This window comes from Streptomyces sp. NPDC043427, assembly GCF_056436655.1.
The window spans coordinates 118,110-129,348 of the sequence record NZ_JBWKCC010000023.1 but is presented as its reverse complement, the minus strand read 5'-3'; the positions used below and the strand labels follow the sequence as shown (position 1 = coordinate 129,348).

Sequence of the window (11,239 nt, the reverse complement as noted above, 5' to 3'; positions counted from 1 at the left end):
TGTCGCCCAGAAGGCCACGCGGCCGTTGCCGAGGGTGCTGATCGCGAAGAAGGGGGTCGTGTCCGCCGCTCGGCGCGGGAGTGCCCTTCACTGTGCGAGGGCGGGGTGTCGGCGGGCCAAGTGACCGCGGAGGTAAATGCGTTGCGGCCGGCATCCCGCTCCTGTTGGCTTCCGCGGGTCGCCACGCCCGGTCCGATCCTCGACGGAGCCCCCCTTGTCTCTGCGCATCACGCCGCTCACCGACCCCGAAACAGGCAGCGCGAGCCGTCGCCTGGTCTGGCTGGCCTCCGGCGCCGACGGCGCTCCGATCGGCTCAGCCTCACTCCGGCTGTTCACGCGCGAGGGCAGCGTCATCTCGCCGAGTTGGAAGTCGCGGTGCACGGAGCGGAGCGACGGCAGGGCGTCGGCTCCCGACTGCTGGGGGCCGCCGTCGCAGCCGCGAGGTCGGAGGGCCGGCGCTCGGTCCTCGCCCGGGCCGAGGCGGACTCCCCCGCCGGACTGTTCCTGGCGGCACGCGGTTTCCGCCGGGTGCTGACCCTGACGTACGCGCGCCTGCCACTGGCCGTCGCCGACCTCGCGGTGATCGAGACGAGCGCCCAATGCCCCTGTCCCGGCTACCGGTTGACGGAGTGGGACGGCACCGTGCCCGCCGAGCTGGCGCAGTCGTACGCCGACTCGCGGCGGGCCATGGACGACATGCCGATGGACGAGACGGACTTCGGCACCGTCGTGTGGGACGTGGAGCGTGTCGTCGCGGCGGCCGAGGCGGTCGCGCGGCGCGGGGAGTTGCTGCACACCGTCGCCGCGGTGGACGCATCGGACGGCTCGGTGGTCGGGTTCTCCGAACTCGTCGTTCCGGGCGACGGTCGGGGCGACGCCCAGCACTACGGCACGGCGGTCCTCCCCGAGCACCGGGGCCGCGGCCTCGCCCGCTGGATGAAGGCGGCCTCGATCCTCCGGGCGCGCGAGCGGCATCCCCTGCTGGCCGGACTGCTCACGGACACGGCGGAGAGCAACGCGCCGATGCGCGCGGTCAACGACGCGCTCGGCTACATGGCCACACATCAGGCGTTGGAGTACCAGCTGGACCTGTAGCGCGGCCTACGGCTGGACCTCCAGCCGGGCCTACGACTGGACGTACACGTACGGCGTCGTCGTGCTCAGTGCCGAGAAGCCCAGGCGTTCCAGGATGGGGCGGCTCTGATCGGAGGCGTCGACCTGGAGGTAGGGGTAGCCGCGGGTGGCGGCGACGCGGGCGCGGTGGGCGACGAGTGCGCGGTAGATGCCGCGGCCGCGCCAGCCCTCGACGGTGCCGCCTCCCCACAGGCCGGCGAACCCGGTGCCGGGCACGAGTTCCATACGGGCCGAGCTGACCGGCACGTCCCCCGCGAGGGCGACGACGGCGACGACCGTGTCGGGGTCGGCGGCGAGCCGGGCGATCATCTGGAGCCGCAGCCGTTCGCTGTCCGTGCCGAACGCCTTCTCGTGCACGTCGGCCACCAGATCGACGCCCGCCGCGTCGGTGACGGGGACGATGCGAACTCCCTCGGGCGGTTCGGCGTCCAGGACCGGCCCGGTGGCCTCGCCGATCATCAGGGTCTCCTCGGGCTCGGATGTGAAACCGGCCGCCCTGAGTCGCTGCCCCAGGTCGGTGGGCCGGTCGTGTCCGTACAGCTTCCACTCGAAGTCCCGGCCGAGCGCGGTGAAGTAGGCGACCTGCTCGGCGATCGCCGCGTCGGCGTCCGTCTCGTCCAGATCGGCCCACAGGACGCCGTTCCAGCCCTGGACGGACGCCACCTGGCGGACCACCTTCCCGGCCCGCTCGATCCGGGCGTCGGGACCGTCGGGGCGGGCACCTTCGCGCAGGTCCCGGTCGTGCAGGGCGAGTACCGCGGCGTGATCCATGCGGCCATCGGACCATCGACTCGCCTCGGGGGCAACGGGATTACGACGCCCCCGCCCGAGGAAATGAGGCGGCGGCCCGGCGCGCGGTGCGCCTGGGGCGCGTTGCGAGAGTCCCGTCGTCCGCCCGAAGGGCGGGCCCTGCGGCGTCCGGTGCGTGCGATCGCACGGCGGGGGGGTCGCCTCGTACCGGGCGTACGTGGGCGGCCCCGGCAACGCGGCGAGCGCACGTGCCGGACGCCGCAGGGCGGGCGGGACGTTCGCAACACGCCCTAGGCTCGGCGCCGTGACCGACGAGATCGAGACCATCGTGAGGACCCTGCCCGACCTGGAGAACGTCGGGGGCGTGAAGGAAGTGGCCGTCCGCCGCCACGCCCGGGGGGACGTCGCCTTTCCGGGCGACCTGGGCGTCGCGCTGGTCCGGCGGTACGGACGTCCCGGTGCCGAGGAGATCTGGCAGTACGGCAGCGTCTTCAGCCATCTGTTCCACCTGCTCGCCACGACGCCCGGCCCCGAGAACGTCCGTCAGACGCTGCGGCTGATCGCCGCCGGGGGGCCCGGCAACCGGAACCTGGAGCGCTTTGCCGCGTCCGTGCTCGCCTCCGGCCATTCCGCGGAGGAACTCGCCGTGGTCTTCACCGGCGGTGGGGGCGGGAGCGGGACTGTCCCGGGCGCCTCGGAGGAGCTGCGCGCCTGTCTCGTACAGGAGTTGGTGCTCAGGGGTGTCACCCTCGCCGACACGCCGGGCATCGCCCGGTGGGCGTCCTCGCCCCACCGGCGGTTCCATCCGCTGGCCTGGCTGCCCCTGGTGGCGTCACCCCTGGAGGCGTACGCCGGTCTGCCGCATTACAGCGTGCATGGCAGCAGTCACGCGATGCCGTATGGGCTGCCGAAGGACGGCGCGCCCGTGAGGGACGCGCGGGCGTGTGTGCCGTCGGCGGTGGAGACGACGCCAAGGGAGCGGGAGACGCGCATCGCCGAGGCGGTCGCGAACTGGGCGGCCGAGTCGAACGGCCGCAGCGAGGCATGCACCTTCGAACTGGACGAGCCCCTCACCCCGGGCGCGCTGCCGGCCACCCTCGCCGAGTTGGGCCTGGAGTGCCTGGTGGGTGTGGGGCGCGGGAACAGGCTCACGGTGAAGACGAGTTCGGCGGCCGAGGCGTGGCGCGTGCTGTTCGCCGCCGCGTCCACGGGCGGGGCCTACAACCACGGCTGCGGCGGCGCGTACGGCCGCCTGGCCGCGTGGCGGTCCCTCGCCGGGCTGTGCGGGGCACCGGAGGGTGCGTCCGCCGAGCAGGTGGAGGCCCGCGCGTCGGAGTGGGCGTGGTACGCCTTCGACGCGCCGACGGACTGGTTCGAGCAGGTGGCCTGGGACATCGGCCTCGCGGCTGTGTCCCCGGACGGCCTCGAGCTGGCCGTGCTGGCCGCGACGGACACCGACTGAGCGGTGTGGAGTTCCTTGTGAGGAGGTTCGTACGACCATGGTGAAGGACAGCGAACTGCCGTACCTGCGGCGCTGTGTGGCACTCGCCGCCGAGGCGCTGGCCGAGGGCGACCAGCCGTTCGGGTCGGTCCTGGTGGCCGGGGACGGTGCGGTGCTCGCGGAGGACCACAACCGGGTGGCATCCGGCGACCGGACACGACATCCGGAGTTCGAGCTGGCCCGCTGGGCGGCGGCGCACCTGACCGTCGCGGAGCGGGCGGCGGCGACCGTCTACACCTCCGGCGAGCACTGCCCGATGTGTGCCGCCGCGCACGCCTGGGTGGGCCTCGGACGCATCGTGTACGCCGTGTCCTCTGCGCAGCTCGCCTCCTGGCTGACCGAGTGGGACGTCCCGCCGCCGCCGGTGCGGATGCTGCCGGTGGAGGAGGTCGCTCCCGGGGTGACCGTGGAGGGGCCGGTACCGGAGCTGGCGGAGGAGGTACGGGCCCTTCACCGGCGTTTTCTTGAGCGGGGGCGGTGAGTCGGTTGAAGGCGGGGGGCGTGGACTGAAACGGCACCAGTCTCCGGAGCCGAGGGCGGGCGGGCCTTGGCGGGTCCACGCGAGCAGCCCCGTGAGCCGACGCGGAACGGGCACCGGGGCTGACGTGTGGCAGGGCCCCGCCGGTGGTCGTCCGGCAGGGCCCCGGGTCATGCGCCGGAGACCGCGCCGACTGGAGGTGCGCCTCGTCAGCGGGACGCGCCCCTCAACGCGAGGCGCGCCGCTTCATCGCGTCTGCTGAGGGCGGCTGCGTCGGTACAGGACCGCTCCGCCCAGGACGAGGGCCGCGCTGATCGCGGCCGCGGGGAGCGTGGCGTCTGCTCCCGTGCTGGCGAGGGCGGAGACGGACGAGGCCTGGGCCTGCGCGGTCGCCGACGCCTGGTGGGCCTTGGGGGGCGTGTGGTGCGCGGGCCGTGTGCGAGGCGCGGTCGGGGACTGATGCTGGGGCTGGGGCTCGGCGGGGTGCGCGGGCCGGTCGCCTGAGGTGTTCACGGACTCGTTGTCGAAGACGGGGTTGCCGATGCCGACGACGTTCGCGGTGTTGCCGCTGACGTTCGCGGGGAGGTCCACCGGCAACTGCGCGACGTTGCCGGAGACGACACCGGGCGAGTCCTTCGCCAGGCCGTCCGCCGTCGCCCCACCGGAGCCGGGGCCCTCTTTCTTGCCGCCTCCCTCGTTGGCGCACACGTTGCCCACAGCGGGGTTGAGCAGTCCCACCACGTTGACGGTGTTGCCGCACACGTTCAGCGGCACGTGGACCGGGATCTGGACGGTGTTGCCCGAGATCACCCCGGGCGAGCCGAGCGCCGCGCCGTCGGCTGCGGAGTCGGCGAACGCCGACCCAGTCACAGCCATCGCGCCGGACACGGCGGCGACGGCGATCACACCGTTTCGCGTAACCCGTCTCATGGGTCCCTGCCTTCCAGACATGTTCGCGAGCACTCACCCGCACCGAATAGAACGCGGATGAACCGCCAGAGTTATGGTCAATTCCGTATTCACCCCATTGAGGGGGATGCACGGCCTCCATCGAACGAACGTACGAGTCACGCCGTCCGTCTCCGGAGGCAGCCCCCGCGAGGGCCGCATATCGTGAGCGAGGGCGCCGCTGGCGTCCCTGGAGGCACTGATGCTGGCCAAGCTGTCGACGCGGCCCGTGGCCCGGCGCCGCGTCCTCACCGGAGCCCTGGGCGCCTTCGGGCTCGCCCTGCTGGGTGCGGGGCTGCCCGCGGCGGGCACGGACGGGGACGGGCCGGACCTGTCCCGGTTCCACGACCAGAAGATCACCTGGTCGAGGTGCGAGGGCGAGGACATGCCCAAGGACCTGCAGTGCGGAAAGGTCACCGTCCCGCTCGACTACACCAGGCCCCGCGCCGGAACCCTCGACCTGGCCCTCGCCCGCTACCGGGCCACGGGTGACAAACGCGGCTCCGTGCTGCTGAACTTCGGCGGCCCGGGCGGTCCCGGGGTGCCGGAACTCGCCTACGGCGGCAAGGACTTCATGGAGCTCACCAACCGCTACGACGTGGTCACCTTCGACCCGCGGGGTGTCGGCAGGTCCTCCCCGGTCAGCTGCGGCGACGGCGAGGAGGACGTGTTCGCCGCCATCGACGGCACGGAGGACGACCTCAGTCATCCGCGGGACGTGCTGGACCAGTTGAAGAAGGCGGCCGCCCTGTGCGCCGAGCACTCCGGGCCCGTACTGAAACACATCGGCACGGTGGACGCGGCACGGGACATGGACGTGCTGCGCGAGGCCCTCGGCGACAAGAAGCTCAACTACCTCGGCTTCTCCTACGGCACCCGCCTCGGCGCGGTGTACGCGGCGCAGTTCCCGGACAAGGTGGGGCGGGTGGCGCTGGACGGCGTGGACACGTTGACCGAGCCGCTGACCGAGCAGGGCGCGGCGGGCGCCCGGGGGCAGCAGGTCGCGCTGGACGGCTTCGTCGACTGGTGCGCGGAGGACATAGCGTGCCCGTTCGGGCAGGACGCCCGCTCGGCGAGGGAGCATGTGCTGCAGCTCGTCCGGTCCCTCGACGAGGACCCGGTGCCGACGGACTTCGGTGAGCCGTTCTCCGGCCAGGACCTGGTGAGCGCCTTCAGCCAGGCCCTCTACAGCAAGGAGTGGTGGCCGTCGCTGGAGCGGGCCCTCGCCCAGCTGGTGGAGGACGGCGACGCGAGCGGTGTCATGGCGTTCGCGACCCGCGGCACCACCCTCCCGGTGCGGCAGCGGGCCGGCGACCTCGTCGACGAGGAGGAGGTGCCGCTCGACAACCTGCCGGCGGCGCTCATGGCGATCAACTGCGCGGACGATCCCGACCGTCCCGGTGCGGCCCGGCTCACCGAGGAGCTCGGCCGGCTGCGCGCCGAGTACGAGGAGGCGTCGCCGATCTTCGGCCGGTACCGGCTGACCCAGGTCCTGATGTGCTACGGCCGCCCCAAGGGCACCGACTTCATACGGGAGAAGGTGAAGGACGTCGACACGCCGAGGATGCTCCTGGTGGGGACCCGCGGCGACCCGGCGACGCCGTACCGCTGGACCGAGGAGACGGCGAAGCGGCTCGGCGACTCGGCGGTCGTGCTGGACAACAAGGGCGAGGGGCACACCGGGTACGCGACGTCGAAGTGCGTGCACCGCAAGGTCACCGCGTTCCTGCTGTACGGCACCCTGCCGTCCAGCGGAAGCTCCTGCGGGGCGGAGGAGAGGCTCCGCTGAGCCGTCACGGGCGGGCGGTCAGGAACCCGTCGAGGGCGGCGGTGAGCTCGGCCGGCTTCTCCACGGGCAGCTCGTGGCCGGCGTCGATGATGCGGATCACCGCGTCCGGGTAGCCGGTGGCCATCCGCAGCATCTGCTTCACCGGCAGCTGGATGTCGTGGTAGCCGTGCACGAGCAGGGTGGGCACGCGGATCTCGCCGACCCGGTCGAGGACGTCGAAGGCCCGCATGGCGCCGTAGAGGGTCATGACGACCTCTCTCGGGGTGTCGGCGGAGGAACGGATGTACGAGCGGATCTCCTCGCGCGGGTAGCCGGGGGCGAAGGCCCGCTGAATGTTGGTGGCGACGAACAGCTTGAACGGGACGAGGGTGGAGGCCCCCATCAGCAGGCCCCGGCCCCGGCTGTACGTCATACGGCTGATGGAGTTCACCAGCACCAGGCGCTCGACCCGCTCGGGGTGGGTGAGAGCGAGGGTCTGCGCGATCATCCCGCCCATGGAGTGGCCGATCGGGACGAAGCGGTCGATCTTCAGGTGGTCGAGGAGGGCGACGACGTCCGTCGCCAGCTCCTCGATCGTGCGCACCCCGGCCCCGCCGCTCTCGCCGTGTCCGCGCAGGTCGAGCCGGACTACCCGCCGCTGTCCGGCGAAGTGCGCCACCTGGTGGTCCCAGCGGTGCCGGTTCGCCGTCCAGCCGTGAATGAACACCAGGGGCACCTGAGCCGCGTCGCGGGGGCCCTCGTCGTCGTACGTCAGGGCTACGCCGTCGACTTCGAGCTGCGGCATGGGTGCCTCCTGGATGCGGTCCGGTTACTGCCGCGTACGGTAACCGGCGGACCGGGTCGCCGTCACCGCCGTTCGCCCAGGAAATCGAGGATGTGTCCGAACACGTCGAGGGCGGCTCCCCGGCCGAGGAACGTGTCCAGGTGGCCGTAGCCCGGGATCTCGGTGTACGCCACGTCCAGCTGGGGCTGCCGGTGGGCGAGGACGTCGTGGCAGAGCTTCTGGGAGTCCAGCCACAGCCCGTTCTCGCTGCCGGCGAGCAGCAGGACCGGTGTGTCGATGCGGGCGGCCGCGTCCAGCGCGTTGGGCGGCAGGGCGCGGTAGCGGTGGTCGGTGTCGTGCCAGCGGACCACGCTGCGGGCCAGTTCGATGCGGCGCAGGTGCGGCAGGATCCACAGGGGCGCCGGGCCGAGCAGTTCCGCGAGCCGGTCGTGGGTGGCGTCCGCCAGGTGTTCGTGCACGAACAGCGACGCGCCCGTGCCCCAGGCCGAGTTGTGCAGGATCTGGCAGGTCGGGTCCGGGCAGCTCGCCTTGCGGGAGGCCAGGGCGAACAGCGGGGTGTACTTCGACCACAGGCCCACCTTGCGGAAGTCGACCGGGATGTGGTCGATCCGCGTCTTCAGCAGCTCCCCGGCGACCGACATGCGCAGCGAGGTGCGACCGGCGAGCTTCGGCGTCAGGAACACGCCCTGCGAGACGACGCCCGCGAGGCCGGGTACCAGGCCCGCCGCCATGCTCAGCGACAGGGTGAGGGAGCCGATGCAGTGGGCGACCACGAACAGCGGCCGGTCGCCAATGCGTTCGCGGATGTGGGAGACGGCCGCGGGGATGTCGTGGAGGGCGACGTCGTCGTACGTGTACCGCTGCCCGGTCTCGTTGTACGGCAGCCGGCAGCTGCCCCGCCAGTCGAGGAGCCAGGGCTCGTAGCCGTCGTCGAGCAGGGCGTCGACGAGGTTGCGGGTCTCCGGCAGCAGGAACATGTCGGCGGACGCGGTGTGCCCGTGCAGGAGCAGTACGGCGGGACGGTCGCTGTCGCCCGTGTCGACGCGGGTCAGGCCGAGGCGGACGCCGTCGGCCGCGCGGAAGGGGATCTCCTCGACGCGGGCCGGGTCGAGGCGGTGGCGCAGGGGGCGCAGCGCGGTGGTGGTCCGGACCCTGCGGAGCGCCGGCCTGGTGGTCCTGGGGTTGGTCGTCCTGAAGATCATCGGCGGTGCTCCGAGGGGGTGGGGGTGCGGCGCAGGTCGAGCAGGTCGGCGGCGGCCCGGGTGAACGGGCCGAGCAGGCCGCGGCCCATCTCCAGGCCGAACCAGGCGAGCCAGGTCAGCTTGGCGGCCCGCTTCTCCTGGCTGGTGAGGTGCGGGGCGACCCTGATGCCGTCGATCTGGTCGCGGACGTAGGAGTCGGCGGGGACGACGACCTCGCCGGCCAGCGTGGCGCCTTCGCCCTCGCGGCCGATCTCGACGGTCAGCGCGCGGGTCTGCCGCCACAGGTCGCGGCGGGCCCGGGCGTACTTGTGGCCCTCCAGCCACCAGTGTGTGCCGTCGGCGTCGCGCAAACGCAGCCGGTAGCGCAGGAGTTGATGCTTCATGCCGTGCTGCTGGGGGATGCCCTCCTCGGGGCGCACCCAGAGGTCTCCGCGCTCGACGGTGAGCGGCTCGGGGTGGATCGCGGCGCACGTCACCTCGCCGGTGACGTCGACGCGGCGCTCCTTGACCAGCTGGTACATGCTCGCGATGGAGAGGGTCAGCGCCATGGAGCACGGCGTGTCGGCGGGGGCGCCGACCGGGCCGACGGCGCCCTCGGTGGTCTCGGGGAACCACAGGTAGGGCTGGTCGTCCTTGTGCGGCAGCCGGGCGAGGCCGTCGTCGGCGAGCTTCTCGAACGTCCTCAGCTGGGCCTGGGCGTCGTACCGGGCGGCGGGCGGCAGGCCGAGCGCCTCGACGAGCGCGGCGGTGCGCTCGGCGACGGCGGCGGGACCCTTGAGGGTGGCCTCGCACAGCTTCAGGGCGGTGGGGCTCTGCAACACGCGGGTGAGGAAGGTGAGTTCGGGTACCGGGTCCGCTTCGAGACGGGCCAGGGTGTCGGTGCGCCACTCGTCCCAGTCCTGGACGCGCACGTGCATCCCGCCGAACGCCATGTCCCGTACGACGTCGTCGAGGGTGTTGGGCACGCCGGTCAGGTTGTAGTCGAAGCCCCACGCGTCGGGTTCGCACACGACGGCCACCGCGACCCGGCTCACCCAGTCCACCGGCGCCGCGTTCAGATAGCGGAAGGCGGGGACGGTCCGGAAGCGGCCGAAGGCGGAGATGAGGCCGCTGCTGAGGTCCTGGGGGTTGTAGGCGCCGGTCTTGGTGTGTCCGCCGATGCCTCCCGGGCGCAGGGCGCTGACGATCAGGCCGTGGTCGCGGGCGCGGCGCAGGGCGGCCTCGGCGGCCCACTTCGTCTGGTCGTAGCCCGCGATCAGGCGGTCGACGTGGGCGAACGGGTCGTCCTCGCCCATCGAGGTGATGCCGACCTCGTTGAAGACGGCGATCGAGGAGATGTGGTGCAGCGGCTTGGGCCGGGCGGTGGTGGCGAGTTCGGCCAGGGTCAGCGTGCCGAGGACGTTGCTCTTCCTGAGCGACTGGTAGCCCCGCAGGAAGTCCACGGCCGCCGCGACGCCGACGACGCTGTCCACCTCCTGCGCCAGCGTGTGCCACAGCTCGTCCGAGAGGCCGAGGCGCGGTTCGCGCATGTCGCCGGGGAGCACCGTCACCCGGCGCCGGACCTCCGACGACCACGGCAGCCGGTAGCTGCGCAGCGCCGCGCCGAGCCGCTCGGCGGCGGCGGCCTCGTCGGCGCCGCGGACCAGGCAGTACACGTGGGCGTCACTGTGCCGCAGCAGGTCGAGCAGCATGTGGCTGCCGAGGAAGCCGGTCGCACCGGTCAGCAGGATCCGGCGCGGCGGCACCGGCTCGGGCGAGGCGGTGAACGGCAGCCGGTCGGCGAGCGCGAGGTCGGCCAGGATCTGGTCGAGGTCCTCGCGGCGGGCGGTGGTGTGGGGGTCGATGCCGTCGGTGGGGAGGGGGGCGGTGGGCATCGGGGGTGCGGGGCGGGGGAAGGGGGCGGGGAGGGCGCTGGGGGCGGGCGAGGCGGCAGTAGGGGCGGTCGTCGAAGGTGCGGGAGCCGCAGGCCTGGACAGAGCCGCAGCCCCGGATGGCGCCACGGATCCGAACGGAGCCTGAGCCACCGGAGCCCGCAAGACCTCGGGACCACCCGGAGCCACGGGCACACCCGAAGCACCCGAAGCACCCGAAGCACCCGGAGCACCCGGAGCACCCGAAGCACCCGGAGCACCCGGAGCACCCGGAGCACCCGAAGGCGACTCCCCACCGGACTTCTCCGCCGAACCTCCCGCCCCGGACCTGCCCTCCGTCGCCGACAACCAACGGCGGGCCAGGCTCACCGGACGGGCGTCCGCGAACACGTCGTCCAGGCTCAGCTCGACCCCCAGCTCCCGCTCCAGTTCCGCCGCCAGTTCCACGGCGTGCACGGACGTGCCGCCCGCGTCGAAGAAGTCGGCGTCGGGCGGGAGGTGCCCGGCGGGCAGGTAGCGCCCCGCCGCGGTGGCGATCGCGGCGGTGAGGCCCTCCAGGTCCAGGGCCGGAGCGACGGCGGGCGCCTCGGGCGTCGCGGTCGTCATGACCTTGGCGAGCAGGTCGGTCACGCTGAGGCCGCCCGCTCCCCCGCCCCGCTCGATCGACTCGGCGGTCGTCAGCCGTCCGGCGTGCGCCGCCGCGTCCTCGTTCATGTCACGCATGAGAGCCCTTCACCATGTGCACGGTCCTTTCCATCACTGCCGTAACCCCCGCTGTCGCG

Annotated in this window: 8 protein-coding genes and 1 pseudogene; 4 read left to right on the top strand and 5 right to left on the bottom strand. The window is 72.8% G+C overall.

Annotated features, from left to right (window positions below; genetic code table 11):
• Positions 1 to 214 precede the first annotated feature (214 nt).
• Positions 215 to 1,095, top strand: a pseudogene (locus AC067M_RS30760) (N-acetyltransferase family protein).
• Between the two features lie 30 nt (positions 1,096 to 1,125).
• On the opposite strand, the gene AC067M_RS30755 reads toward AC067M_RS30760, so the two are convergent.
• Entirely contained in the window at positions 1,126 to 1,905 is a 780-nt protein-coding gene (locus AC067M_RS30755) for a GNAT family N-acetyltransferase (RefSeq protein WP_478700300.1), read from the bottom strand.
• Between the two features lie 283 nt (positions 1,906 to 2,188).
• On the opposite strand from AC067M_RS30755, the gene AC067M_RS30750 reads away from it, so the two are divergent.
• Both AC067M_RS30750 and AC067M_RS30745 read left to right on the top strand, forming a co-directional pair.
• The gene (locus tag AC067M_RS30750) at positions 2,189 to 3,346 is read left to right on the top strand and encodes a DUF6183 family protein (RefSeq protein ID WP_478700299.1); all 1,158 of its coding nucleotides are present in this window, start codon (positions 2,189 to 2,191) and stop codon (positions 3,344 to 3,346) included.
• A gap of 37 nt (positions 3,347 to 3,383) precedes the next feature.
• Positions 3,384 to 3,866, top strand: a complete 483-nt coding sequence (locus AC067M_RS30745; protein ID WP_478700298.1) for a nucleoside deaminase — start codon at positions 3,384 to 3,386, stop codon at positions 3,864 to 3,866.
• Between the two features lie 243 nt (positions 3,867 to 4,109).
• On the opposite strand, the gene AC067M_RS30740 is transcribed toward AC067M_RS30745, so the two are convergent.
• A complete protein-coding gene (locus AC067M_RS30740) occupies positions 4,110 to 4,793 on the bottom strand; it encodes a chaplin (RefSeq protein ID WP_478700297.1) in 684 nt (227 codons plus the stop codon).
• 220 nt (positions 4,794 to 5,013) lie between these two features.
• Here AC067M_RS30740 and AC067M_RS30735 point away from each other — a divergent pair, with 220 nt between their 5' ends.
• Positions 5,014 to 6,600 (top strand): alpha/beta hydrolase, encoded by a 1,587-nt coding sequence (locus AC067M_RS30735; protein ID WP_478700296.1) that lies wholly within the window; start codon positions 5,014 to 5,016, stop codon positions 6,598 to 6,600.
• 4 nt (positions 6,601 to 6,604) lie between these two features.
• Here the strand turns inward: AC067M_RS30735 and AC067M_RS30730 are convergent, their stop codons facing one another.
• The 3 genes from AC067M_RS30730 to AC067M_RS30720 form a co-directional block, all read right to left on the bottom strand.
• Positions 6,605 to 7,384 (bottom strand): alpha/beta fold hydrolase, encoded by a 780-nt coding sequence (locus tag AC067M_RS30730; protein WP_478700295.1) that lies wholly within the window; start codon positions 7,382 to 7,384, stop codon positions 6,605 to 6,607.
• Positions 7,385 to 7,446: 62 nt separating this feature from the next.
• Positions 7,447 to 8,586: an alpha/beta hydrolase gene (locus tag AC067M_RS30725; protein WP_478700294.1), complete on the bottom strand. Its 1,140-nt coding sequence runs from the start codon at positions 8,584 to 8,586 to the stop codon at positions 7,447 to 7,449.
• Positions 8,583 to 11,180, bottom strand: a complete 2,598-nt coding sequence (locus tag AC067M_RS30720) for a thioester reductase domain-containing protein (protein WP_478700293.1) — start codon at positions 11,178 to 11,180, stop codon at positions 8,583 to 8,585. Before AC067M_RS30720 ends, AC067M_RS30725 begins: the two co-directional genes overlap by 4 nt.
• Positions 11,181 to 11,239: the final 59 nt, after the last annotated feature.

Excerpts from the sequence above, each read along its gene's own strand:
- AC067M_RS30740 (WP_478700297.1), bottom strand. The coding sequence starts at position 4,793 with ATGAGACGGGTTACGCGAAACGGTGTGATCGCCGTCGCCGCCGTGTCC.
- AC067M_RS30745 (WP_478700298.1), top strand. The coding sequence starts at position 3,384 with ATGGTGAAGGACAGCGAACTGCCGTACCTGCGGCGCTGTGTGGCACTC.
- AC067M_RS30730 (WP_478700295.1), bottom strand. The coding sequence starts at position 7,384 with ATGCCGCAGCTCGAAGTCGACGGCGTAGCCCTGACGTACGACGACGAG.
- AC067M_RS30755 (WP_478700300.1), bottom strand. The coding sequence starts at position 1,905 with ATGGATCACGCCGCGGTACTCGCCCTGCACGACCGGGACCTGCGCGAA.
- AC067M_RS30735 (WP_478700296.1), top strand. The coding sequence starts at position 5,014 with ATGCTGGCCAAGCTGTCGACGCGGCCCGTGGCCCGGCGCCGCGTCCTC.
- AC067M_RS30720 (WP_478700293.1), bottom strand. The coding sequence starts at position 11,180 with ATGCGTGACATGAACGAGGACGCGGCGGCGCACGCCGGACGGCTGACG.
- AC067M_RS30725 (WP_478700294.1), bottom strand. The coding sequence starts at position 8,586 with ATGATCTTCAGGACGACCAACCCCAGGACCACCAGGCCGGCGCTCCGC.